Source organism: Pseudomonas sp. Root329 (assembly GCF_001424925.1).
Classification (GTDB): Bacteria; Pseudomonadota; Gammaproteobacteria; order Pseudomonadales; family Pseudomonadaceae; genus Aquipseudomonas; species Aquipseudomonas arabinosi.
On the sequence record NZ_LMCV01000003.1, the window covers coordinates 61,806 to 85,952 of the forward strand.

General features: G+C 58.0%; 27 protein-coding genes. 12 read left to right on the plus strand and 15 right to left on the minus strand.

Annotated features, from left to right (window positions below; translation table 11 throughout):
• Positions 1–169 precede the first annotated feature (169 nt).
• Entirely contained in the window at positions 170–1,234 is a 1,065-nt protein-coding gene (locus ASC74_RS05280; RefSeq protein WP_056739833.1) for an NAD(P)H-dependent flavin oxidoreductase, read from the minus strand.
• A gap of 189 nt (positions 1,235–1,423) precedes the next feature.
• Here ASC74_RS05280 and acuI point away from each other — a divergent pair, with 189 nt between their 5' ends.
• Both acuI and ASC74_RS05290 read left to right on the plus strand, forming a co-directional pair.
• Positions 1,424–2,407: an acrylyl-CoA reductase (NADPH) gene (acuI, locus tag ASC74_RS05285; RefSeq protein ID WP_056739835.1), complete on the plus strand. Its 984-nt coding sequence runs from the start codon at positions 1,424–1,426 to the stop codon at positions 2,405–2,407.
• Positions 2,408–2,459: 52 nt separating this feature from the next.
• Positions 2,460–2,948, plus strand: coding sequence for a GyrI-like domain-containing protein (locus ASC74_RS05290; RefSeq protein WP_056739837.1), 489 nt, complete (start codon positions 2,460–2,462; stop codon positions 2,946–2,948).
• On the opposite strand, the gene ada is transcribed toward ASC74_RS05290, so the two are convergent.
• From ada to ASC74_RS05315, 6 genes are all read right to left on the minus strand, one after another.
• Positions 2,912–3,985, minus strand: coding sequence for a bifunctional DNA-binding transcriptional regulator/O6-methylguanine-DNA methyltransferase Ada (ada, locus tag ASC74_RS05295; protein WP_056740096.1), 1,074 nt, complete (start codon positions 3,983–3,985; stop codon positions 2,912–2,914). The genes ASC74_RS05290 and ada overlap by 37 nt on opposite strands.
• A gap of 87 nt (positions 3,986–4,072) precedes the next feature.
• On the minus strand, positions 4,073–4,753 hold the full coding sequence (gene alkB, locus ASC74_RS05300; protein ID WP_056739839.1) for a DNA oxidative demethylase AlkB: 681 nt from the start codon (positions 4,751–4,753) through the stop codon (positions 4,073–4,075).
• On the minus strand, positions 4,743–5,447 hold the full coding sequence (locus ASC74_RS05305; protein ID WP_056739841.1) for a 2OG-Fe(II) oxygenase: 705 nt from the start codon (positions 5,445–5,447) through the stop codon (positions 4,743–4,745). The genes alkB and ASC74_RS05305 overlap by 11 nt, the downstream gene beginning before the upstream one ends.
• Positions 5,444–5,950, minus strand: coding sequence for a methylated-DNA--[protein]-cysteine S-methyltransferase (locus ASC74_RS05310; RefSeq protein WP_056739843.1), 507 nt, complete (start codon positions 5,948–5,950; stop codon positions 5,444–5,446). Before ASC74_RS05310 ends, ASC74_RS05305 begins: the two co-directional genes overlap by 4 nt.
• A 126-nt stretch (positions 5,951–6,076) precedes the next feature.
• The gene (locus tag ASC74_RS31560; protein ID WP_156400794.1) at positions 6,077–6,253 is read right to left on the minus strand and encodes a hypothetical protein; all 177 of its coding nucleotides are present in this window, start codon (positions 6,251–6,253) and stop codon (positions 6,077–6,079) included.
• 29 nt (positions 6,254–6,282) lie between these two features.
• Complete coding sequence (locus ASC74_RS05315) at positions 6,283–6,585, minus strand: DUF1883 domain-containing protein (RefSeq protein WP_024164534.1); 303 nt, start codon at positions 6,583–6,585, stop codon at positions 6,283–6,285.
• A 212-nt stretch (positions 6,586–6,797) separates the two neighbouring features.
• On the opposite strand from ASC74_RS05315, the gene ASC74_RS05320 reads away from it, so the two are divergent.
• Positions 6,798–7,154 carry a hypothetical protein gene (locus tag ASC74_RS05320; protein ID WP_056739845.1) on the plus strand — a complete coding sequence of 119 codons (357 nt, stop codon included), beginning with the start codon at positions 6,798–6,800 and terminating at the stop codon, positions 7,152–7,154.
• A 71-nt stretch (positions 7,155–7,225) separates the two neighbouring features.
• Positions 7,226–7,456: a hypothetical protein gene (locus ASC74_RS05325; RefSeq protein ID WP_008155098.1), complete on the plus strand. Its 231-nt coding sequence runs from the start codon at positions 7,226–7,228 to the stop codon at positions 7,454–7,456.
• Positions 7,457–7,467: 11 nt separating this feature from the next.
• Here the strand turns inward: ASC74_RS05325 and ASC74_RS05330 are convergent, their stop codons facing one another.
• Both ASC74_RS05330 and ASC74_RS05335 read right to left on the minus strand, forming a co-directional pair.
• Positions 7,468–7,749 carry a hypothetical protein gene (locus tag ASC74_RS05330; RefSeq protein ID WP_056740098.1) on the minus strand — a complete coding sequence of 94 codons (282 nt, stop codon included), beginning with the start codon at positions 7,747–7,749 and terminating at the stop codon, positions 7,468–7,470.
• Positions 7,750–7,887: 138 nt separating this feature from the next.
• Complete coding sequence (locus ASC74_RS05335) at positions 7,888–8,076, minus strand: hypothetical protein (protein ID WP_056739847.1); 189 nt, start codon at positions 8,074–8,076, stop codon at positions 7,888–7,890.
• A gap of 266 nt (positions 8,077–8,342) precedes the next feature.
• Between ASC74_RS05335 and galU the strand changes: the two genes are divergently transcribed.
• Positions 8,343–9,182 (plus strand): UTP--glucose-1-phosphate uridylyltransferase GalU, encoded by an 840-nt coding sequence (gene galU, locus ASC74_RS05340; protein ID WP_056739849.1) that lies wholly within the window; start codon positions 8,343–8,345, stop codon positions 9,180–9,182.
• Positions 9,183–9,312: 130 nt separating this feature from the next.
• Positions 9,313–10,671, plus strand: a complete 1,359-nt coding sequence (gene gorA / locus ASC74_RS05345) for a glutathione-disulfide reductase (RefSeq protein ID WP_056739851.1) — start codon at positions 9,313–9,315, stop codon at positions 10,669–10,671.
• Here gorA and ASC74_RS05350 read toward each other — a convergent pair.
• Positions 10,668–11,687: a DNA-binding protein gene (locus ASC74_RS05350; RefSeq protein WP_056739853.1), complete on the minus strand. Its 1,020-nt coding sequence runs from the start codon at positions 11,685–11,687 to the stop codon at positions 10,668–10,670. The genes gorA and ASC74_RS05350 overlap by 4 nt on opposite strands.
• A 178-nt stretch (positions 11,688–11,865) precedes the next feature.
• On the opposite strand from ASC74_RS05350, the gene ASC74_RS05355 reads away from it, so the two are divergent.
• The 3 genes from ASC74_RS05355 to ahpF all read left to right on the plus strand — a co-directional run bounded on the left by ASC74_RS05355 (position 11,866) and on the right by ahpF (position 15,222).
• Complete coding sequence (locus ASC74_RS05355; RefSeq protein ID WP_056739854.1) at positions 11,866–12,810, plus strand: site-specific integrase; 945 nt, start codon at positions 11,866–11,868, stop codon at positions 12,808–12,810.
• A gap of 145 nt (positions 12,811–12,955) precedes the next feature.
• Positions 12,956–13,519 (plus strand): alkyl hydroperoxide reductase subunit C, encoded by a 564-nt coding sequence (ahpC, locus tag ASC74_RS05360; RefSeq protein ID WP_010460707.1) that lies wholly within the window; start codon positions 12,956–12,958, stop codon positions 13,517–13,519.
• A 140-nt stretch (positions 13,520–13,659) separates the two neighbouring features.
• Complete coding sequence (ahpF, locus tag ASC74_RS05365) at positions 13,660–15,222, plus strand: alkyl hydroperoxide reductase subunit F (RefSeq protein WP_056739856.1); 1,563 nt, start codon at positions 13,660–13,662, stop codon at positions 15,220–15,222.
• Positions 15,223–15,290: 68 nt separating this feature from the next.
• On the opposite strand, the gene gloA is transcribed toward ahpF, so the two are convergent.
• Positions 15,291–15,812: a lactoylglutathione lyase gene (gene gloA, locus ASC74_RS05370; protein WP_056739858.1), complete on the minus strand. Its 522-nt coding sequence runs from the start codon at positions 15,810–15,812 to the stop codon at positions 15,291–15,293.
• A gap of 145 nt (positions 15,813–15,957) precedes the next feature.
• Between gloA and ASC74_RS05375 the strand changes: the two genes are divergently transcribed.
• Complete coding sequence (locus ASC74_RS05375) at positions 15,958–16,482, plus strand: DUF4946 domain-containing protein (RefSeq protein WP_056739860.1); 525 nt, start codon at positions 15,958–15,960, stop codon at positions 16,480–16,482.
• A 174-nt stretch (positions 16,483–16,656) separates the two neighbouring features.
• On the opposite strand, the gene ASC74_RS05380 is transcribed toward ASC74_RS05375, so the two are convergent.
• Together ASC74_RS05380 and ASC74_RS05385 are read right to left on the minus strand one after the other, a co-directional pair.
• On the minus strand, positions 16,657–17,019 hold the full coding sequence (locus tag ASC74_RS05380) for a histone-like nucleoid-structuring protein, MvaT/MvaU family (protein ID WP_008155126.1): 363 nt from the start codon (positions 17,017–17,019) through the stop codon (positions 16,657–16,659).
• A 366-nt stretch (positions 17,020–17,385) separates the two neighbouring features.
• Entirely contained in the window at positions 17,386–18,258 is an 873-nt protein-coding gene (locus ASC74_RS05385; RefSeq protein ID WP_056739861.1) for a LysR family transcriptional regulator, read from the minus strand.
• A 79-nt stretch (positions 18,259–18,337) separates the two neighbouring features.
• Here ASC74_RS05385 and ASC74_RS05390 point away from each other — a divergent pair, with 79 nt between their 5' ends.
• Positions 18,338–19,282, plus strand: coding sequence for a DMT family transporter (locus ASC74_RS05390; protein ID WP_056739863.1), 945 nt, complete (start codon positions 18,338–18,340; stop codon positions 19,280–19,282).
• A 252-nt stretch (positions 19,283–19,534) separates the two neighbouring features.
• Positions 19,535–20,611, plus strand: a complete 1,077-nt coding sequence (gene hppD, locus ASC74_RS05395) for a 4-hydroxyphenylpyruvate dioxygenase (RefSeq protein ID WP_046047435.1) — start codon at positions 19,535–19,537, stop codon at positions 20,609–20,611.
• A 64-nt stretch (positions 20,612–20,675) separates the two neighbouring features.
• On the opposite strand, the gene rarD is transcribed toward hppD, so the two are convergent.
• Complete coding sequence (gene rarD / locus ASC74_RS05400) at positions 20,676–21,563, minus strand: EamA family transporter RarD (RefSeq protein ID WP_056740099.1); 888 nt, start codon at positions 21,561–21,563, stop codon at positions 20,676–20,678.
• Between the two features lie 118 nt (positions 21,564–21,681).
• A complete protein-coding gene (locus tag ASC74_RS05405; RefSeq protein WP_056739864.1) occupies positions 21,682–22,695 on the minus strand; it encodes an aldo/keto reductase in 1,014 nt (337 codons plus the stop codon).
• Between the last annotated feature and the right edge of the window lie 1,452 nt (positions 22,696–24,147).

Here is a 24,147-nt window from a genome sequence, read left to right on the forward strand (position 1 = left end):
GCGCGTTATTGAGGCCACGCTGAACCTTTAGCAGCTGGTGCAGCCTGCGTTCGGCTGCGCAGCGGTCGTAAAACCAGACACCGCGGTCTTTCAGGCTAACCGTGGCAGCTGGATTTACGACTGCTGCGCAGCCGAACGCAGCCTTCGGCAGCTGCTACACGGACGTGCGTTACCGACCCACCAATTTCGCCAATCCTTCCTCAGCCAGGCGCCGGGTCAGTTCACCCGTGGTCATTTCAACGCCCAGCGTGAATGCCTGACCCGCCCAGAGATTGCTGAAATCCGCTTCTCCCTTGGCCCGCAATGGCATCAGCGCACCACCCGCCAGCGGGAAGGCTGGTGCGTTGGCGCTCATCGGCCCGAGTTCGCGCATCACCCGATTGAGAATTCCGCGCGCTGGGCGTCCGGTGAAAATGTTAGTGACGGCTGTCTCACTTTCCTTGGCGGTGCGCAACGCCTTGTGATGAGACGCGCTGACCTTGGCCTCTGGCGTGAACAAGTACGCCGTGCCCACTTGCACCGCCGAAGCCCCCAACAGGAAGGCCGCCGCGACGCCTCGTGCATCGGCAATCCCGCCGGCAGCAATCACCGGCACTTTCACTGCATCGACAATCTGCGGCACCAGCGCAAAGAGGCCCACCTGGCTGCTCAGATCATCACTGAGAAACATGCCCCGATGGCCACCGGCTTCGTACCCCATGGCGATGATCGCGTCACAGCCCTGCTGTTCGAGCCAGATGGCCTCTTCGACAGTGGTGGCCGATGAGAGAATTTTCGCTCCAGTGGCTTTCACGCGGTCCAGCAGGGACCTTTCCGGCAGACCGAAGTGGAAACTCACGACTTCGGGGCGAAACTCTTCGACCACTTCGCAGGCCGCGTTATCGAACGGTGCTCGATTGGACACCGGCGTCGGCGCGTCGAAGTCCACGCCAAGTTCCCGGTAATAGGGTTCCAGCAGATTCTTCCAGTCTCGAGCGCGTTGCTCATCGGCGGCGGGAGTTTGATGGCAGAAGTAGTTGACGTTAATCGGGCGCTGAGTGTGTTGACGAATCGTTTTCAGTTCCTCGCGCAACTGATCGATGCTCAACATGGCGGCAGGCATCGAGCCCAGGCCGCCAGCGTTACTGGCTGCGATAACCATGGCCGAACCGGTCGCGCCGGCCATGGGCGCCTGGATGATCGGCAGCTCAATGCCAAGCAGGTCAAGAATGCGGGTATCTGGCCATTTGCTCATTTGAGGGGTTCTCCGACGTCATAACAGGGCAGGGACGGTAGGACCGTTTTTGTATCAGTTATGACGGACATAAGGCCAGTCGAGTTTTCGTTTCGTATGCCACTCTTGGCTTAAAGTCGAGTACGGTGAAATGTTGCTATGTGTTATTTCAACTGCACAACAACTCAGTGATTCCATCTGGAGGCAGCAATGTTCCAAGGCATATTGATCGACAAAGACGACAGCGGGTACCGGGCCACACTGCAAGAGATCAATGACGATCAACTGCCCGAGGGCGATGTGACGGTGCGTGTGGCGTACAGCACGCTGAACTTCAAGGATGGCCTGGCGATCACCGGCAGCAGCCCGGTGGTGCGAAAATTCCCGATGGTGCCGGGGATCGATCTGGCGGGTACTGTCGAAGTCAGTGGGCATCCGGACTACAAGGTCGGTGATCAGGTCGTACTCAATGGCTGGGGTGTTGGCGAAGGACATTGGGGCGGACTGGCGCAGAAGGCTCGCTTGAACGGCGACTGGTTGATTCCGCTACCCAAGGCATTCACCACGGCGCAAGCGATGGCCATCGGCACGGCGGGTTACACGGCGATGCTGAGCATCCTGGCGCTGGAACATAATGGCGTGACGCCCGATCAAGGCGAAGTATTGGTCACCGGCGCCAATGGCGGTGTAGGCAGTTTCGCCATCGCACTGCTGAGCAAGCTCGGCTATCGGGTGGTCGCGTCCACTGGCCGCACCTCCGAACACGATTACCTCAAACAACTCGGCGCCAGCGAAATCATCGACCGCGCCACACTGTCCGAGCCGGGCAAACCCTTGGCCAAGGAGCGTTGGGCGGCGGTCATCGACTCGGTCGGCAGCCACACGTTGGCCAATGCCTGTGCCAGCACGAAGGCCAACGGCACTGTCGCCGCGTGTGGCCTGGCGCAAGGCATGGACTTCCCGGCTTCAGTCGCACCGTTCATTTTGCGCGGTGTGACCCTGGCCGGGATCAACAGCGTGACTCAGCCCAAAGCCAAGCGGATACTGGCCTGGAATCGTCTGGCCAAGGATCTAGACTTCACCTTGCTGCCGCTGATCAGCCACGAAATCGGCTTGAGCGAAGTGATCGAGGCTGCACCGCGATTGCTCGCCGGTCAATTGCGTGGGCGGGTGGTGGTCGACGTCAATCGTTGACTGTCTCACCGCCATTCAAACAGACAAACGACAGAGACAAGGACTATCGACCATGGATGTAAAGCAGCGTGAAGTGCGGCCCTTTAGCGTCTCGGGCCTGCAAGTGCGCACCTGCAATGCCGCAGAGCATCAACCAGACACTGCGCGCATCGGCCCGATGTGGGAACAATTCTTCGTTGAGGACATCTTCGACAAGATCCCCCACAAACAGCCGGATTCCTTTATGTACGGCGTCTATTCCAACTACGAGTCCGACGCTTCGGGCCACTTCGATGTGACCGCGGGGGTGGCGGTCACCGCACCCTCGGAGGACTTTCCCCAGGTTCAGGTGGAGGGAGGCGAATACCTGGTGTTCAGCGCCAAAGGGCCGATGCCGGACAGTGTCATTCAGACGTGGGGCCTGATCTGGGCCTACTTTAAGGACAACCCGCAGGTTTGCCGCTCGTTCGCCACAGACTTCGAGGTCTATACCAGTCCGGATTCAGTGTCGGTCTATATCGGCATTCAGGACTCAGACGGGTTTTCGCGCTCAAGCAACTGACGCTTGCGTTCCACACCCCAGCGATAGCCCGACAGGTTGCCGTCGCTGCGCACCACGCGGTGGCACGGAATCGCCACTGCCAGGTTGTTCGCGCCGCAGGCTTGAGCCACGGCGCGCATCGCTTTTGGCGCGCCGATTCGCTGAGCGATATCGGCGTAGCTGGCGGTGCAGCCGGCGGGAATCTCCCGCAGGGCTTGCCAGACCCGTTCTTGAAAAGCGGTACCACGAACATCCAGCGGCAAGTCCAGGCCCAGGGCCGGCGCTTCGATAAAACCAACCACCTTGGCGATCAGTTGCTCGAACGTGTGATCGGCGCCAATCAGATTCGCACGTCGAAACTTGTCCTGCAGATCGCAGACCAGTTGGTGCGGGTCATCGCCCAGCAGGATCGCGCAAACACCACGCTCACTCTGCGCCACCAGAATCGCTCCCAGGGAACATTGGCCGACGGCAAAACGAATGTCGTTGTTCTGACCGGCGGCGCGGTAATCACCGGGTTTCATGCCCAATAGCTGATCGGCGGCTTCATAGAAACGGCTGTTGGAGTTGAAGCCGGCGTCATACAGCGCGTCGGTCACCGAGTCTCCGTCCGCGAGACGCTCACGGACCCTGCGTGAACGATGGGCCGCGGCGTAACCCTTGGGTGTCAGACCGGTTACCGCTTTGAATACCCGATGGAAGTGAAAGCTACTGAGGCCCGCAGCAACAGCCAGCTCGCTCAGAACAGGCAGACTCTCCGCGGTTTCGATCTGGCGGCAAGCGGCCGCCACCGTCGCGGCATGTTGCGCGGCGACGTCGCTTTGATCTTTCGCGGCGCGTTTGCTGGGGCGATAACCCGCCGCCTGGGCTTGCTCGGCGGTGTCGAAGAACTCGACGTTCTGCGGTTTCGGCAAACGCGCCAGGCTGCTGGGGCGACAGTAAATGCCGGTGGTTTTCACCGCATACACAAACTGTCCGTCTGCCCGGGGATCACGCGCGACGACGGCGGCCCAGCGAGGATCGTTCTCGGTGGCAATCTTTGTCGAATGGCTTGTCATGGCTTCATGTCCGTTGATCCGTTTCATGCAGATTAACCAGCCGACGGGGTCGCTGCACCCCGGGTCTTGCGGTCGAATTCGAAGGCTTCATCCGGCGGTACGAAAGGTGAAGTTGATCCGTTGCTCACCCAGTCGCGGGTGTTGGCCGTCCTTGATCGGCAAGACCCCGTGATAACGCAAGCGATCCACGCCACCCCAGACCACAATGTCGCCATGCAACAGCGGCACTCGTTGGCTTTTATCGCTGCGCTCGAAGCCGCCGAACAGGAACATTGCCGGTAATCCCAAGGACACTGAAACAATGGGCGCTGCGTAGGAAACTTCGTCTTTATCCTGGTGCAATGACATCTTGGCCCCGGGAACATAGCGGTTGATCAGGCAGGAATCAGGCACGAAATCCACAAACCCTGCTTCCCGCGCCGCCGCTTGCGCCAGTTCGAGAAACACCTCGGGCATTTTCGGCCAGGGTTTTCCGGTCAGCGGATCATGGCGGGTATAGCGATAACCGCTGCGGTCGGTGGTCCAGCCCAGTGTGCCGCAACTGCTCAAGGCGACCGACATGGTAAAGCCCCCGGGCGTGATCATCTGCCGAAACGGTGCCGCCGCCAGAACCGCGTCCAGTGCGGGCAGCAACTGATCCAGCCAGGGCAGGGCAAAACCTCTGAGGACGCAAGACTGTTCGCCGATCCGATCGAGCCTGGGTTGCTGCTCGGGTTCCGCGTCGGCAAACAAGTCGAAGGTGATCGGGCTCATGGGGTCATAACGCATCGTGAAAGATGATTCCAAGGGTATGCCGTTTTCCACTGTGCAGGCGACTCACGCCGTGGCGCAGGGTGACCCGGTAATAGCCACGAACGCCTTTGACCGGCCGTTGGTTGACGGCAAAGATCAGCCCGTCGCCTTTCTTCAGACCAATGACCTGGGGGCGCGACTGCATCCGCGGGCGCTGTTCCGTCAGCACGAACTCGCCACCGGTGAAGTCGTCATCCGGCTCTGACAGCAGAATCGCCACTTGCAGTGGGAAGACGTGTTCGCCGTACAGGTCCTGATGCAAGCAGTTGTAGTCCTGCGGTCCATATTGCAGCAACAACGGTGTCGGGCGTTCCTGACCGGCGGCATGGCAGCGTTCGAGGAACGCTTCGTGGGTTTCAGGGAAACGGGTCGGCAGGTCCATCTGCTCGTACCAGCGATTGGCAATCGGCACCAATCGAGGATAGAGCGCACTGCGCAAACGGGTGACGACATCTGGCAGCGGGTATTTGAAGTATTTGTACTCGCCACGGCCAAAGCCGTGACGAGCCATGATTACTTGCGAGCGAAACGGTTCGGGGCGGGCATACAGAGCGCTGATTTCATCGCACGTCTCATGGCTTAAAAGCGACTGGATGATCGCGCAGCCATCCTGATCGAGTTGCTGTTCCAGCGCTTCCCAGTCCAGTCCATCGAGAGAACGCTCGCTCATCGCTGTGCCTCACGCTCCAGCAGTTGCCGTTTGCGCTCCAGCCCCCAACGGTAGCCGCCGAGGCTGCCATCCTGACGCAGCACCCGATGGCACGGCACGATCACCGCCAGCGGGTTCGCTCCGCAGGCATTGGCCACCGCCCGAAAAGCCGTGGGTTGCCCCAGTTGTCGGGCGATGTCCTGGTAGCTGGCGGTTTCACCTATCGGTATTTGTCGCAGGGCATTCCAGACTCGCCGTTGAAACACGCTGCCCGTCAGATCCAGCGGCAAATCCAGGGCGGAGTGCGGATCTTCGAGGTGGCGCAGGGTTTGCTCCAGCGCAGGCATCAAGCCTTCATCGCGCTGCGGTGCTTGTTGGCCGGGGAAGCGTCGCGAAAGATCGCGTTCCAGCATTGCCAGGTCATCACCGATCAGCAGCGCACACAAACCCTCGGCGCTGAATGCGAGCAGCAAGACGCCAAGGCTGGAAGTGCCGCTGATGAAGCGAATCGAGGAAGTAGACATGTTCTGACTCCTTAACCAAAGGTTGAGGTGGCCAGTCTAGGGAGCGAGGCTGGAGTGAACACTCCGGCGCTTGCGGTTGAATTCGAGAGGCGGGAGCAGACGTCCATGTTGTCGCTCCAGATCCCGTTACAACGCTTTGCTGACGCTTATTTCGCTGATGACGTCGTCGCTCGAACCATGAAGAGCATCCAGCGCGGCCTTGGCTTCTTCTTCGGTGCCGTTTTCAAGCTGGGCAAATTCGAAGCGACGCTCGCCATTGAGTTTGTATTTGATGACGTACTTGGTCGTTTGGGCCACGGTCATACCTGCTTGTCTTGGTGTTTGGGTGTCACTCAGCTCAGTTTCGTGCTGGAGCGGCGGATAATCTTGATGGTGTGAGTCAGGGTCGGTTTGCGAGTCACGCTGATCGGCCGGCGGTTGACCGTGTCGATGGTGATGTTCCAGAAACCGGTGCTCGGTGCAGTAATCCGGGCAGGGAAAGTGTCGAATGCTCCACCATGGTAAGTGTGGCGGCCGCCATTCTTGAAGCTGCGGAAATTGGCGTCGTTCATCAAGCGGATATTGCATGTTTGGGAGCATTGAATGACGACGATGTCGTCTTCGTTGAGGTGCTCGCGCTGGTGGATAAATTTCATGAGGCGCCTCCAGAAGGGCTTTTTCTACAAAATCAAAACGATAGCATGTGCGATTGGCGCAGTTTATCAGCCCGAACGGGTTATTATCCGGTCGTCGAGGCCTGCTTTGACAATTAAAAACAGTTATACGGAATTCTATGAGCGATAAACGCAGCAAGCCTCGGAGAAAAACAGCATTTGTACTGTCGGAGTGTCTTTATCGGAGGTGTTGTATGAAGTGGGGTGTACTGGTCCTGCCTATGGCGATAGCGATGAGTGGTTGTGCGAGTGTCGCGGAGATCAATCAGACGCTGCCGACCATGAGCGTGATTTCAGGCAAGAAGCCTCATGAGTACGCGCAATGCCTGACCGAAAAGCTGGCCAGCAGCCGGGGAGCCCTGCAAGTCGAGCCGCACAAGGACGGTATGCGAGTCATCGTTCCGCAGAAGTTTTCCTCGGGCCCGGCCGCTGTATTTGATATCGAAGACCGCTCCGGCGGCAGCAGCATCAAATTGCATGAGCGCATCTCCAATGTGCCGTTGCGCCCCATGGATGTACGCAATGCCGCTACGGCGTGCATTTCCGGCTGATAGACTGTCGCCCGTCAGCACCGATGCCGCCAAAGCCGCGCTTTGGCGGCATTGTCATTTCTGGAGTGAGCATGAAGCGAGAGCAGGTACGGGAGCGCCATGCAGAGGGTCACATCTCTGCCACCCACGTGATTCAGAATCCGGCGAATCCGGGAGAATGGATCGTGTTTTTCAAGAAAAGCGCCGGGCGCAGTTATTTTCTGGTGGATGAAAACGATGAAGTCGAATCCTTCAGTAGCCTCGATGAATTGATCGAGACGGTGCGCGGCCTCGGGATCAAGTTCGCCGAAATCCACATGTAGGGCAGGGCGCCTTACTTGCAGACCACCACGACGCTGCGGTTCTTGTAGTTGCCGACGTCGACACCCAGCGTCTTGTCGCTTTCCTTGGTCGAAGGTGTTCCGTCGGTACCGACGATCCGATAGCCGGTGCCGGCGCAAGAGGCATCGGCTTTTTCGTAGCAGGTCGCCCAGGAATTGGCTTCCCCGGAGCAGTCGATGGCCAGGCCTTGCTCGCCGTTGTTCAGGTAGGTTGTTTCGGAAGTGGCGCAGCCGCTCAGGGCCAGCGCCGCGATCAGTGGCAAAAATTTATTCATGTCGTTGTCGTCGTCAGGATGAAGGGGCTGAGCCTGTGACAGCGCTGGCATCAAAAGGTTATAGCGAATGGCCACTTGGTTGCAGGCAATCACAAAAAAGCCCTGCGCGAGCAGGGCTTGGGTCGAGTCGGGTGCTTCTCAGGACTTGTCCTTGCCGCGACGCTTCGGGGCTGGGTGTTCCAGCTCCAATACGGATGCCACTTCAATCGCCGACGCTTCGGTAGGGAAAGGCCCGGCGATATTCTCGCCGCTGGCACTGTCTACCCACCACTGGCCGTCTTTCGCCTGATTGATCAGGAACCCGTTGACACTTTTTGCTTCCGACATCTATCTGCCTCGTTGGCTGGTTCAATCGCGCAATGATAGCGCCAAATGCACTCAACGGGTGCTGATGGTGTAGGGTGGTTCGATTCGCGGCCGTGCAGATCTGATGGTCTGTGCTATCTATAAAGGCTGCGGAGCTATCTCGGGAACTATCCGCGAAAATATTTCTCTATGATGGCATCGGTTAGCCAGTGCGGGGCATTGTAAGGTGCACGCCGCCTGATTAGACTGCGCCGAAACTCGTACACACAGCCCTATCAAGGACTTATATGATCAAGAAATGCTTGTTCCCAGCAGCCGGTTACGGTACTCGCTTCCTGCCAGCGACTAAAGCCATGCCCAAAGAAATGCTGCCGGTGGTAAACAAGCCACTGATCCAGTACGGCGTCGAAGAAGCACTGGACGCTGGGTTGACCGAAATTTCCATCGTTACCGGTCGCGGTAAACGCGCTCTGGAAGACCACTTCGACATCAGCTACGAGCTGGAAAACCAGATCAAAGGCACCGACAAGGAAAAATACCTGGTCGGCATCCGTAAACTGTTGGACGAGTGCTCGTTCTCCTACACCCGTCAGACCGAAATGAAAGGTTTGGGCCACGCGATCCTGACTGGCCGCCCACTGATCGGTGACGAACCGTTCGCGGTAGTGCTGGCGGACGACTTGTGCGTCAACCTCGAAGGCGATGGCGTCCTGACCCAGATGGTCAAGCTGTACGAGCAGTATCGCTGCACCATCGTTGCGATCCAGGAAGTGGATCCGCAGGAAACCAACAAGTACGGCGTGATCGCCGGCGAGCTGATCGCTGATGATTTGTACCGCGTTCGCAACATGGTCGAAAAACCAGCCCCGGAAGACGCACCGTCGAACCTGGCGATCATCGGTCGTTACATCCTGACGCCGGATATTTTCGAGCTGATCAAACAAACCGAGCCAGGCAAAGGCGGCGAGATTCAAATCACCGACGCCCTGATGAAGCAGGCGAAAAACGGTTGCGTGATTGCCTACAAGTTCAAGGGCCAGCGTTTTGACTGCGGTGGCGCTGAAGGCTACATCGAGGCCACCAACTTCTGCTTCGAGAACTTCTACAAGACTGGCAAGGCTTACTGATAGCCTCTGACCCACTTGTATTGAAAAGCCACCTTCGGGTGGCTTTTTCATTTTCCGTCCCCATATCGATTGCAGCGCTTGCCCAGCGGACGTCTGCGGGTATGCTTGTGGACTGCCGAGGAGATTGAAAATGGCCTACGATTTTGACCTTTATGTGATTGGCGCCGGTTCCGGCGGTGTGCGGGCTGCGCGTTTTGCTGCCGGTTTTGGCGCGAAAGTGGCCGTGGCGGAGAGCCGCTATCTGGGCGGCACTTGTGTGAACGTCGGCTGTGTGCCGAAGAAGCTGCTGGTCTACGGCGCACACTTCGCCGAAGACTTCGAGCAGTCTTCGGGTTTTGGCTGGACACCGGGCGAAGCGAAATTCGATTGGGCGACGCTGATCGCCAACAAGGATCGCGAGATCAATCGCCTGAACGGCATCTATCGCAATCTGCTGGTTAACAGCGGCGTGACCTTGCATGAAGGCCACGCCAAAATCGTTGATCCGCACCAGGTCGAGATCAATGGCGAGCGCTATACCGCCAAGAACATTCTGATTGCTACGGGTGGATGGCCACAGATTCCGGAAATTCCGGGGCATGAGCACGCAATCAGTTCCAACCAGGCGTTCTTCCTCAAAGAACTGCCCAAACGCGTTCTGGTGGTAGGCGGTGGTTACATCGCCGTCGAGTTCGCCGGGATCTTCCACGGTCTGGGCGCCGACACCACGTTGCTTTATCGCGGTGAACTGTTTCTGCGCGGTTTCGACGGTGCGGTGCGCAAACACCTGCAAGAAGAGCTGACCAAGCGCGGCATGAACCTGCAATTCAACGCCGACATCGAACGTATCGACAAGCAGTCTGATGGCAGCCTGAAGGTGACCCTCAAGGACGGCCGTGAGCTGGAAGCGGATTGTGTGTTCTACGCCACCGGTCGACGTCCGATGCTCGACAATCTTGGGCTGGAAAACACCGGGGTCAAACTCGACAAGAAAGGTTTCGTCGAGGTCGACGAGCAGTATCAGACGGCTGAGCCGTCGATCCTGGCGCTTGGCGATGTGATCGGTCGGGTTCAGCTGACGCCGGTGGCGTTGGCCGAAGGCATGGCCGTTGCGCGTCGCTTGTTCAAGCCTGAGCAATATCGCCCGGTGGATTACAAGATGATCCCGACCGCAGTGTTCAGTTTGCCGAACATCGGCACGGTCGGTTTCACCGAGGAAGAGGCCCGGGAGGCCGGTCACGATGTGGTGATCTTCGAAAGCCGCTTCCGTCCAATGAAACTGACCCTGACCGAATGCCAGGAACGCACCTTGATGAAGCTGGTGGTGGACGCCAAGACCGACAAGGTTCTGGGCTGTCACATGGTCGGTCCGGAGGCTGGGGAAATTGTGCAGGGCTTGGCGATCGCCTTGAAGGCGGGTGCCACCAAGCGCGATTTCGATGAAACCATCGGCGTGCACCCAACTGCCGCCGAAGAGTTCGTCACCATGCGCACGCCGTTCGCGGGTTAATCGTCCTTTTGCGGCTCTGATGCGTCTGGCGCTGTCGCAATGACGGCCGCCAGGCGCACGCTCTCATCGAGGCTCGCCTGAGTCTTGAGCAACTCAATTTCCAGCGCTTTGTTTATCTGCGACTGCTCATCGACGCTCTGTTTCAACGACTGACTTTCCAGCAGGGCAGCGCGCAAGCGTTCCTGGAGGAGGGTGCGTTCGTTGTCGATACGGTTGACCTGTTCCAGTAGCTGATCCTGTCGAGCGTTGGTTTGCTTGAGTTGATCCTGCAGCAGGCTCAACTCTCTCAGGGTGCCACGGTTCTCCGTTAACAAACGCTCGTTGTCGCGGTGCAGTTGCGTGATCTCATCCTGGCGCACCAATGCGCTCTGCTGGGCCTGACGCAATTCCATCTGAATCTGATGCACCTGGCTTTCGTGGCGGCGTTGTTCCTGCTCGCGCTGTTCTTTGACAGCGTTGCGATAATGTTCCAGGGCGTCGCGAGCGTGCAGGTGTTTCTCTTCAAGGGAGCGGATCTGCTCTTCCTTGTCTTGCAAGCGTAACTCGAAATCGGCCAGCGCCTGGTTCAGGCCGGCGTTGCGGGTTTGCTCGGTCTGCAGCATGGCACCGGTTTCTTGCAGGGCCTCGGACTCTTGGGTCAGTGCCAGACTTTGAATCTCGTACTGCTGATGCAATTCGCCATTGGCTTGTTGAGCTTCCTTCAGCTGTATTTCCAACTCTTTTCGCTGCTGATCGAACTGCGCGCGGGCCTGATCGATGGGTTCTTGCGCCTGTTCCTTGAGGCGTTGCGCCAGGCGTGAGACCAAGCCTGCCAGCTCATCATCAATGGGCTCGGAAGGCATTTCGACGCGCTCGGCGCCGTCATCCAGCTCCTTCAAATAGCGATGAATCGTGGTTTTCGAGCCGGTATTGCCCATCTCGATCCGTACCGCGTCGATGCTGGGGTTTTCACCTCGGGCGAGAATTGCCAAACGTGCCGCTTGCACTACTGCTTTATTAACGCCGCCACGAGCCATGTGTTCTCCTACGATTTCGTACTGTGGTACATGCCACTTCAGTACACAATGTACCACGCCAGATGAAAACTTAAAATACGAGAAGTATTCATGCGGGATATACTGGTATTACCCCGTGTGATGAGCCCTGTGGCGCGTTTTCACCCGCCAGAGCGGTACGTTTTAGAGAGTTGAGCCGATGACTGAGCTGGATCGTTACCTGCAAGCCGCCACCCGCGACAACACCCGCCGCAGCTATCGGGCGGCTATCGAGCATTTCGAAGTCAGTTGGGGCGGTTTCCTGCCGGCGACCAGCGACAGCGTCGCGCGCTACCTCGTCGCTCATGCGGGTGTGCTGTCGATCAATACTTTGAAGTTGCGTTTGTCAGCACTGGCGCAATGGCACAACAGTCAGGGTTTTCCTGACCCCACCAAGGCGCCGGTGGTGCGCAAGGTCTTCAAGGGCATTCGCGCGCTGCACCCGGCTCAAGAAAAACAGGCCGAGCCGTTACAGCTTCAGCATCTGGAGCAAGTGGTTGCCTGGCTGGAGCAAGAAGCGCAAACCGCGAAAGCTGAACTCGATCAACCGGCTCTGTTGCGGGCCAGACGCGACAGGGCGCTGATCTTGTTGGGGTTCTGGCGCGGCTTTCGTAGCGATGAGTTGTGCCGGCTACAGATCGAGCACGTGCAAGCGGCTGCCGGCTCAGGCATCACGCTCTATTTGCCGCGAACCAAGAGCGACCGCGAGAACCTCGGCAAGACTTACCAGACGCCAGCGTTGCAGCGCCTGTGCCCGGTGCAGGCGTACATCGACTGGATCACCGAAGCCGCGTTGGTTCGCGGGCCGGTATTCCGAGGCATCGACCGTTGGGGCCACCTGAGCGAGGAGGGGCTGCACGCCAACAGCGTGATCCCGTTACTGCGCCAGGCGCTGGAACGTGCCGGCATCTCGGCCGAGCACTACACCAGCCACTCCTTGCGGCGCGGCTTTGCCACTTGGGCGCATCAGAGCGGTTGGGATTTGAAGTCGTTGATGAGTTACGTGGGCTGGAAGGATATGAAGTCCGCCATGCGCTATGTTGAAGCCAGCCCGTTTCTCGGGATGACACCGCTCGCGGAAAAAACCATTGGCGCTGCTAAGTAAGTTTTCTTCTATTAATACGTACCGCTAATAGCGAAAACCAATGAGCAGCATGAGCTTTGCCAATGAGCCATCCGGCAATCGAGTCGGTAGGATTCACTCCATCAACTTCTCAACCAAACTTTTCAACCCTGACGGAGAGTCATCGATGCCTATCATCAACAGCCAAGTTAAACCGTTCAAAGCTGACGCCTTTAAAAATGGCGACTTCGTAAAAGTGTCGGACGCTGACCTGAAAGGCAAGTGGTCTGTCGTGTTCTTCTACCCTGCCGACTTCACCTTCGTTTGCCCGACCGAACTGGAAGACCTGGCTGACAACTACGACGCGTTCCAGAAGCTGGGCGTCGAGATCTACAGCGTTTCCACCGATACCCACTTTGCTCACGCTGCCTGGCACAACACTTCGCCAGCCATCGGCAAAATCCAGTACACCATGATCGGCGACCCGACCCACGCCATCTCCCGCAACTTCGACGTACTGATCGAAGACGCTGGTCTGGCTGACCGTGGCACCTTCGTGATCAACCCTGAAGGCCAGATCAAAATCGTCGAACTGAACGATGGCGGCGTTGGCCGTGACGCTTCCGAGCTGCTGCGCAAAATCAAGGCTGCTCAGTACGTCGCTGCTCACCCAGGCCAGGTTTGCCCAGCCAAGTGGAAAGAAGGCGAGGCCACTCTGGCTCCGTCCCTGGACCTGGTCGGCAAGATCTAAGTCTGTGGATCGCATCATCAGGGCGGGTTTCCGCACCTAAGTAAGCTGCAACCGCCCAATAAAAACGCCCGGGCGAGATTCGCTCGGGCGTTTTTTTATGTCGGCTCTTTATGTCACTGCAAAAAAAGGAAATCGCCCGTATGTTGGACGCCAATCTTAAAGCCCAGTTGAAATCGTACCTGGAACGGGTCACCCAGCCGATCGAGATCATTGCCTCCCTCGACGACGGTGCGAAATCCCAGGAAATGCTCGCATTACTCAAAGACGTTGCCAGTCTTTCCAACCAGATTACGTTGCTCGACAACGGTGACGATGCACGTAAACCGTCGTTCTCGATCAACCGCCCGGGTGCCGATATCAGCTTGCGTTTCGCCGGCATCCCGATGGGGCACGAATTCACATCCCTGGTGCTGGCCTTGCTGCAAGTCGGCGGCCACCCTTCGAAAGCCAGTGTTGAGGTGATCGAACAGATCCGCTCGCTCAAAGGCGAGTTCAGCTTCGAGACTTACTTCTCGCTGTCCTGCCAGAACTGCCCGGACGTGGTCCAGGCACTGAACCTGATGGCCGTGCTGAACCCAAACATCCGCCACGTCGCCATTGACGGCGCGCTGTTCCAGGCCGAAGTCGATGACCGTCAGGTCATGGCCGTGCCAAGCGTTTACCTGAACGGCGTGAACTTCGGTCAGGGCCGCATGGGCCTGGAAGAGATCCTTGCCAAGATCGACACCAGCGGCATTGAGCGTCAAGCCGAGAAGATCAGCGCAAAAGAAGCCTTCGACGTGCTGGTCGTCGGCGGTGGCCCAGCCGGTGCTTCGGCCGCGATCTACGCTGCCCGTAAAGGCATTCGCACTGGCGTGGCAGCTGAACGTTTTGGTGGGCAAGTGCTCGACACCATGGCCATCGAGAACTTCATCTCCGTGCAGGAAACTGAAGGGCCGAAACTGGCTGTGGCGCTGGAAGAACACGTCAAGCAATACGACGTCGACATCATGAACCTGCAGCGCGCCGACAAGTTGGTGCCGGGCAAGAACGGCGAGTTGCACGAAGTCCACTTCGCCAGCGGCGCGACCCTGAAAGCCAAGACCGTGATCCTGGCGACCGGTGCGCGGTGGCGTGAAATGAACGTTCCGGGCGAGCAGCAATACCGCAACAAAGGCGTGGCGTACTGCCCACACTGCGACGGTCCGCTGTTCAAAGGCAAACGTGTGGCAGTGATTGGCGGCGGTAACTCCGGCGTCGAAGCGGCCATCGACCTGGCGGGCATCGTGTCCCACGTAACACTGCTGGAGTTCGACGTGCAGCTGCGCGCCGATGCGGTCTTGCAGCGCAAGTTGCACAGCCTGCCGAACGTCACCGTGATCACCAGTGCGCAAACCACTGAAGTGTTGGGCGACGGTCAGAAGGTCAACGGCCTGCGTTACAAGGATCGTCAGTCGGACGAGTTGCGTAGCGTCGAGCTGGAAGGGATTTTCGTGCAGATCGGTTTGCTGCCCAACACCGACTGGCTCAAATGCACCATCGAGTTGTCGCCGCGCGGTGAGATCATCGTCGATGCCCGTGGTGAAACGTCGATGCCGGGCGTGTTCGCTGCCGGTGACGTGACCACCGTGCCGTACAAGCAGATCGTTATTGCGGTGGGCGAGGGCGCCAAAGCCTCCCTGAGCGCATTCGATCACCTGATCCGGACCTCGGCCCCGGCATAAAACCCGACGCTGAAAACACAAAAACCCCATGAGTGATCATGGGGTTTTTTTGTGGCAGCGAGCTTTTTTTACAGCGGTGCAGGCTGGATGATCTCAACCCAATACGCATCCGGGTCTTTGATGAACGCCAGGCTCTTCATGCGGCCGTCATTCAGGCGCTTCTGGAAATCGCAGCCCAGCGCTTCGAAGCGCTCGCACGCAGCGACGATATCCGGCACCGAGATGCAGATGTGGCCAAAACCGCGCGGGTCGGTGTTGCCGTTGTGGTAAGCGAAATCCGCGTCGTTCTCGGTGCCGTGGTTGTGGGTCAGCTCGAGAATGCCCGGGATCGACTTCATCCACTCGGTGCGCGCAGCGGCGTCGGCCGGGATCTGGTTTTTATCGACCAGCGCCAGGAAGTACAGGCTGAACTCGGCTTCCGGGAAATCGCGTTTTTCAACCAGCGAGAAACCCAAAATGCGCGTGTAGAAATCCAGGGACTTGGTGATGTCCTTGACCCGCAGCATGGTGTGGTTGAAGACGAACTTCTGGGTGGCGGTGTCAGGTTGGGCAGTCACGCCTGGGAAGGTGTTCAATTCGTACAGGCTCATGGGCCCTCCGGAAAATAAGTGGGGCTAACGAATGGCGACAATGATACGCAAGGGCTCGGACATCACCAAACCCAAAGCGTCGGCTATTGCCTGACAGACGGGCGAGGCTCAGACTTTACGGTTCAATCCGTGAGTGTTCAGTGCAATGATTCGTTTTTGTAAATCGATGGTCGTCCTGATCTGTGTGCTTTCAGGTGTTAACAGCGCTCATGCAGGCGAGCCAATCATGACCTGGCCCAGCGGCTGGGAGGTCGAAGCCGTCCCGCAAGATAATGCCAACGCCCAGGTATCCCGCCAGCGCGCGGTGAAAAACGATCAGGGCGGCACGCCGGTAATGGTGATGGAGTTGACCATGACTCAGGTGGAAAGTGGTCATCAGGTGAATCTGCAAGGCGTGTTGCTGGAGATGCGCAAGTCGGTGCAGAAGGACTTCTTTCAAGGCGGTTATCAAAGTGTCTGCAACAAGATTCACCCGACGACCTTGAGCCGCTTATCAGCGCTGGAAACTACCTGCACGATCACGCAGAACGGAAGGCATGTGCTCTCTCAAACATTGGTTGCCGCCGTGGATGGCGATAAGGCCTATGTTCTTTCCTACGCGGGGCAGGCTGAGGTTTATAAGGCAAGTCAGGATGAAATAGACGCGGCCCGTAACAGCTTGAAACTTTAGTTAAAGATTTCAATGGCTACCGGTTTCAGCGCATTCTGAAATTTTTAGATACCCAAACGGATTAAGCACAAAGTTATTCAGCAAGTAGCGAGTTGATCGACGCCAATCGTTGCATTTAGAAGGCGTCCATGAAAAAGCCCTGCATTGGCAGGGCTTTTTTGTCACCGCGAGTGCTTAGCCACGCAGCCAGGAATCAACGGTAGCTGCACCGTATTGTTCCTTCCAGGCTTTCAGGCCGCGGTGGTTGCCACCCTTGGTTTCAATCAGTTCACCGGTGTGCGGATTCTGGTAAACCTTGACCACGCGAGCGCGGCGGGTTTTAGGCGTGGCCTGTTGCAGACCGGATTTTGCCGGGTTCGGATCGAGAATGGCGATGATGTCGCGCAGGCTCTTGCCGTAGGTTTTCATCAGCCCCTGGAGCTTTTCTTCGAATTCGATTTCTTTCTTGAGCCCGGCATCATTCTTCAGGGTTTCCAGCTGCTTGAGCTGCTCTTGAAGGGCCTTTTCAGCTGCACGAAATTCAGCGAGTCTGGACAATATCTTTACTCCAATAGTGTGTTTGGCTGATACCAACCGCAAACAAAGCTATAAGCCAAGAGCCTTGAAGCGACTCGGTGATAATGGCTCACCTGCCAATCTAGCGCAGGCATGAAAAATTGTAGTAGTTAATTGGCCAAGAGTAAATCCTGTCTTTTTCTTCATGTAATAACAGTAGTCTTTTGATTCAAATTAGGGCGCGATCTCCTTGTCTCGTCGCTGAGCGCCGCTAGTTAATGGTGACTTAATGCGTTAATGAAGTCCGCGCCGGGCATCGGCCGGCCGAATAGATAACCTTGCAAGAAGTTTACGCCGTGGGCGGTCAGGTAATCACTTTGCTCCACTGGCCCTCGGTTAGTGTGCCGCTTAGCGGTAGTTCAGGCGCTCGGCCAGTTTGATAAAAGCCAGCGCCGCAGGGGATGACTGGCGCTGGTCGAGCACCGCCAGACCAACCTGGCGTGTGACCGTTGGCGATAGCGGTCTTTTCACGTAGCGACCGTCGTGATCATCGGGCAATGAGCTTTCGGCGACGACCGTCAGTGCATCGCCTCGGCCAACGGTATCCAGCGTACTCAGTAGTTGCGAGCAGCGATAACGGATGTTCGGAGTCAGCCGGGCGGCACTGAACAGTCGCGACACCAGTTCCGACGAACCGGCCTCGGTCAAGACAAAGGTGTCGTTGCACAAATCGCTCAGGGTCAAGCTGTCGCGACGGGCCAGCGGATGATCGACGGGCAGCAGCGCGACCATCTGGTCTTTGATCAGCGCAAAGGTGTCGAACCGCTCCTCCGGCAACACCACGAAGCCGATATCGATACGCCGCTCCTCCAGCCACTGGATCACCTGTCGGTCCGGGCCTTCATCTATATGGACCTCAATGCCCGGGTGGGCCGCGCGGTAGTGCTGCAGGATAAGCGGCAGCAGTTTGATCGATGAGGTCGGGCCAAACGAGCCGATGCGCAACGTGCCGCGTTTCATTCCGCGAGCATCGGCCGCTTCCTGGCGCAAGGTGTTGGCCAGGCCCAGCATCGCCCGGGCGCGCAGCAGAAGCTGTTGGCCGATGTCGCTGAGTTCGACCCGGGATTGATGCCGGCGCAGCAGCTCCACGCCCAATTCCTGTTCCAGCGACTTGAGGGCATGAGAGACCGCGGATTGGGAAATCCCCAAGCGATTGGCTGCCGCGGTAAAACCGTGAAGCTCGGCGACCAGAGAAAAGATCTCGAGTTGGGTAAGGGTCATGAGTGATTACTCATTTTACGATGAGAAGGTATTAGCCGAATGATACGTCATCTCTCCCGATTTCTTGTTCTGGAAACCTATGACGACCTGTGAGCAGAGCCTGTCCAACCCTTCGGATGTCCCGGTTTATCTGAAACTGGCTGCCGTCACCATGATCTGGGGCGGCACCTTTGTCGCCGGGCGGTTTCTGGCCGACAGCCTCAGCCCGTTGTTTGCCGCCAGCCTGCGATTTTTGCTGGCCAGCGTGGCGTTGCTGGTGTTTCTGCTGCTGGCCCGCGTGCCTCTCGCAAGGCCCAGTCCCAGGCAATGGCTGCAATTGGCGCTACTGGGTTTTTTCGGGATCTTTTTCTACAACCTGTGCTTCTTTTATGGGCTGCATTACATCAATGCCTCACGGGCGTCATTGATCGTGGCGTTGAACCCGGCCGTGATCGGGCTGGCGTCGTGGCTGTTGTTCAAGGAGCGCTTGAGCCGAGCAAAAGTTTTCGGAATCGCGATCTGTATTGCCGGGGCGAGCCTGGTGATCGTCAGCCGTAACCCGCAATTGCTGGCCGGTAATGCCGACGCCTGGATCGGCGATCTGTTGATTTTCGGCTGCGTGCTTGGCTGGGGCGTTTATTCGCTGTTCTCCAAAGACCTGAATCAAACCCTGGGGCCGGTGCAAACGGTGACGTACTCGATTCTGTTGGGCACGCTGATGCTGTGGGTAACCAGTGCTGTTCGCGGTGAGTTGAGTGTGGCTGCACTCGCCAGCCTCGGACCAACGCAATGGATGAGCCTGATGTACCTGGGCGTGTTGGGTTCAGCGCTGGCCTATATCGGCTATTACGACGGCATTCGCAAAATCGGTGCGACCCGTTCAGGCGTGTTCATCGCCCTGAACCCGTTGACTGCGGTGATCCTCGGTGCGCTGCTGTTGGGTGAGCAATTGACCCTGGCGATGTGCCTGGGAGGAGGGCTGATCCTCGCGGGGATTTTCCTGTGCAACAAACCCCTTGCGCGAGCAGGGAAAAAGGGGATTTGATACAGAAGGCGGACAAACCTATTTACGCTGTGTAGAATCGGGTTACGCATATAAGAATAATCGTCTTCTGGCAGCAGAAGCCTCGCCCGCAATAGCCTTGGGTCGACAATGAAGAGTTTTGGGTTTCAATTGATCTACGGTGACTTCCTCGCCCGCAGCGTGCGGGGCATCTCCTGCGCGCCACCCGCCGGTCTCAGCATTGCTAGCAACTAACGATCCGTTAATTGACAAGAAAATGATGAGGCGCCAACCATGGCAGATTTATACGAAAACCCAATGGGCCTGATGGGCTTTGAATTCATCGAATTCGCATCGCCAACCCCGAACACCCTGGAGCCGATCTTCGAGATCATGGGCTTCACCAAGGTCGCGACCCACCGTTCCAAAGACGTGCACCTGTATCGTCAGGGCCAGATCAACCTGATCCTCAATAACGAACCGCACAGCGTTGCTTCGTACTTCGCGGCCGAGCACGGTCCGTCGGTGTGCGGCATGGCGTTCCGCGTCAAGAATGCCCAGCAGGCGTTTGCCCGGGCTCAGGAACTGGGCGCTCAGCCAATTCATATCGAAACCGGCCCGATGGAACTGAACCTGCCAGCGATCAAAGGCATCGGCGGCGCGCCGCTGTACCTGATCGACCGTTTCGGCGAAGGCAGTTCGATCTACGACATCGACTTCGTATTCATCGAAGGCGTTGACCGCAACCCGGTCGGGGCTGGCCTGAAGATCATCGACCACCTGACCCACAACGTGTATCGCGGTCGCATGGCCTACTGGGCCAACTTCTACGAGAAGCTGTTTAACTTCCGCGAGATCCGTTACTTCGACATCAAGGGCGAGTACACCGGCCTGACCTCCAAGGCCATGACCGCCCCGGACGGCATGATCAAAATCCCGCTGAACGAAGAATCGTCCAAGGGTGCCGGGCAGATCGAAGAGTTCCTGATGCAGTTCAACGGCGAGGGCATCCAGCACGTTGCCTTCCTGACCGATGACCTGATCAAGACCTGGGATCACCTGAAAAGCATCGGCATGCGCTTCATGACCGCGCCGCCGGAAACCTATTACGAAATGCTCGAAGGTCGTTTGCCGAACCACGGCGAGCCGGTTGATCAACTGCAATCGCGCGGCATTCTGCTGGACGGTTCGTCCGAGTCAGGCGACAAGCGTCTGCTGCTGCAGATCTTCTCGGAAACCCTGATGGGCCCGGTGTTCTTCGAGTTCATCCAGCGTAAAGGCGACGATGGTTTCGGCGAAGGCAACTTCAAGGCGCTGTTCGAATCCATCGAGCGCGACCAGGTTCGTCGTGGTGTGCTCTCCACCGACTAAGCCGTTTCAGATGTAAAAAAAGCCCGGTCAGCAGCAATGCTGACCGGGCTTTTTCGTGCCGGTCCTACATCGATTTCCGTCGATGCCGGACCAGATGTTTGAACCCTTCGAACACCAGAACCACCACAGCCAACCAAATCGGGATGTAGGTCAGCCACTCACCGGGCTTGATGCTTTCCCCCAGCAGCAACGCGACGCCGAGCAACAGCACCGGTTCGACATAGCTCAACAACCCGAACAGGCTGAACGGCAACAACCGGCTGGCGATGATGTAGACCACCAGCGCCGATGCGCTGATGACGCCGAGCAACGGGATCAGCAGCGACAACCACGGGTGTTGATCGAACACGGCGAAACCTTGATCACCGCCCTGAACGAACCAGAACGCGACGGGCAACATCAAGGCCATGTCCATCCACAAACCGCCGAGGTTGTCGGTCGCCAGTCGTTTGCGCAGGATGAAGTAGAGCGGATAACCGATGACGACCAGCAAGGTCGCCCAGGAAAAACCGCCGACCTGATACAGCTCGTTGAGCACGCCGAGGGAGGCAAAAAACACGGCAACCTTTTGCAGGTAGGACAATCGCTCGCCATAGGCGAACCGCCCGGTCAGCACCATGGACAGCGGCAACAGGAAGTAGCCCAGGGACACGTCGAGGCTATAGCCGTTGAGCGGCGCCCACATGAATAACCAGAGTTGCAGGCCAAGCAGCGTCGCGGAAAGGATCAGGCCGGCGAGCAATTTTGGTTGGCCAACCAGCCGCCGAAAAAGGGCGACCACGCGTTTCCATTCACCGGAGACCACCATGAACACGGTCATGCAGGGCAGGGTCAGCAGCATCCGCCAGCCGAAGATTTCCACGCCGCTCAAAGGCGTGAGCAACGACGTGTAGTAATACATGACGGCAAACAGCACCGAGGCTGAAACCGATAGAGCGATACCTTTAGACAAACTGTCCTCGCGAAGCTGAACGTGAAACGGGTGCGGAGGATACGTGGTTTTCGAACTGAATATTGTCCGATCGATCAACACAAACCTAATGTGGGAGCGRGCYTGCTCGCGATAAATCTCAAGCCAGACGCGATTTGCGTCCCGACACAAAGTGGCTCACATCATTAAACCCCGGCGTCGACGCATGCCCAGGCACAACCAGCGAATCAATAAACGCTTCATCCTCAGCCGTAATCTTCACCGCCTGCGCCTTGGTGTAGGCATCCCATTGTTCTTCAGTGCGCGGCCCTACGATGGCCGAGGTGACGGCACTGTTGTTCAGCACCCAGGCAATGGCGAATTCGACGATGCCCACGCCGCGACCCTGGGTGTACTGCTGGATCTGCTGAGCAATGCGCAATGATTCGACGCGCCATTCGGTTTCCAGAATGCGTTTGTCTGCGCGGCCGGCGCGGCTGTTGGCATCCGGCTTCACGTCCTGCGCGTATTTACCGCTGAGCACACCACGCGCCAGCGGACTGTAAGGCACCACGCCCAGGCCATAGTTTTGCGCGGCGGTGATCTGCTCGGTTTCCGCCTGACGGTTGACGATGTTGTACAGCGGCTGACTGATCACCGGCCGGTCGACGCCCAGTTGATCGGCCACGCGAATCACCTCAGCGATGCGCCAGCCACGGTAGTTCGACAAACCCCAATAGCGAATCTTGCCCTGGCGGATCAAATCGCCGATGGCCGACACCGTCACTTCCAGCGGCGTGTTGTGGTCTTCGCGGTGCAGGTAATAGATGTCGAGATAGTCAGTGCCCAAACGCGTCAGGCTGGCGTCGATGCCATTGAACAGGTGCTTGCGGCTCAGGCCGCTGCGGTTCGGAACGCCGTCCACCGGGCCGAAACCTACCTTGGTCGCCAGCACCCATTCATGGCGGTTACCGGCAATCGCTTCGCCGACGATCTCTTCGGAGCGGCCGTTGGTGTAAACGTCTGCAGTGTCGATGAAATTGATGCCCTGGTCCCAGGCCTTGTCGATGATCCGCAGGGAATCTTCGGGGCTGGTCTGTTCGCCGAACATCATGGTGCCCAGGGTCAGGGTAGAAACCTGCAAACCCGAATGACCCAGCGTGCGGTAGCTCATGACGAAATCCTTTTACCGGTGGGAGAAAGGCTCAATCAAATACCAGAACGGTGGGGCGGGGCAATCTGATTTATCGACGAAGCGCCTGGCAGCACTTTTGCCCAGAAACGGTCGGGCGCTTCAACACCTCGAATGAAGGTCGGGGTAACCACTCGTCGCTACTGTCAGATTTGACAGTAGCCAGTATTCCCGGCCTGGAGTGTGATAACCCGCGTCCCGAGAAGACTCAGGACTCGTCACCTTCCAGGAGAACATGATGGATATCCAGTCCGCCGCGTTGAACGAATTGTTTGAGCTTTTTCCCGTAATCATCCCGGACTTGGTTTCCCCGGTGAAACCGGACGGCATCGCCCACGGCGGCATCCCCAAAGCCATTTACGACGACGAGGCCCTGGGCCTTGAATGCCTGGTCGATCCCTGGACCGAGATGCAGCTACGCTCCTGGAACATGGCGGCCGGTGATAGCGTGCATTTATATTGCAACGGTGTTCGGGTCCCAAAAGGCCATACCGTCAAGCCGGGGGAGGAACATCTGCGCGTGTATCTGTACCTGCCACACGGGGAATTGAGGCAAGGCGTCAACCCTCTACAGTACGTGGTCAGCCGTGCCTCGGAGAACTCCGCACCCTCTCGGGAACTGCTGGTGCTGTATCACTTACGGCCTGTGGAGAATCTGAATCTGGTGATCCCGGCCGACGTGCTCAAGGAGGGCGTCAGCGCCGCACGGGCGGCGCAAGGGGTGGAGTTCGGGTTCACCTATGCCAACCGGCGCAACCACGACCGCATCGAGTTTCTGTTGGGCGACACNGGCGTCAGCGCCGCACGGGCGGCGCAAGGGGTGGAGTTCGGGTTCACCTATGCCAACCGGCGCAACCACGACCGCATCGAGTTTCTGTTGGGCGACACCCAGGTCAGGTTCGACGTCCCCGACGGCACGGCGCCAATCACCCACACGCTGTTCACCGACACGTTCCAGAAGGCGGGCGACAATAAGGGTGCGGTGGCCGAGTTCTATGTCGTNGTCCCCGACGGCACGGCGCCAATCACCCACACGCTGTTCACCGACACGTTCCAGAAGGCGGGCGACAATAAGGGTGCGGTGGCCGAGTTCTATGTCGTCGACCAGTTGGGCAACCGGGTCAAATCCCCGGAGAAGCGGCTGGATATACACCTTAAACGTGTCGAACTCGAGCAGGCGATCCTTCGAGAAATCCCGACCGAGAACAATGACGACCCGGCCATCGTCGATCTCGCCAAGCTGAACGGCGGGCCGTTGTGGGCCTTGATTCATTTGGTCGATACGACCTGGGACGTGGGGGATGAGATCCGCCTGACGTTCACCGCTCTGGTGAATGGCAGTCCGGTTGCCACCCATGAACAAACTCTGCCAATTACACAGGTGCCGGGGCAATTCTCTTGGGACATACCCAACAGCAAGGTCATTGCCGACAG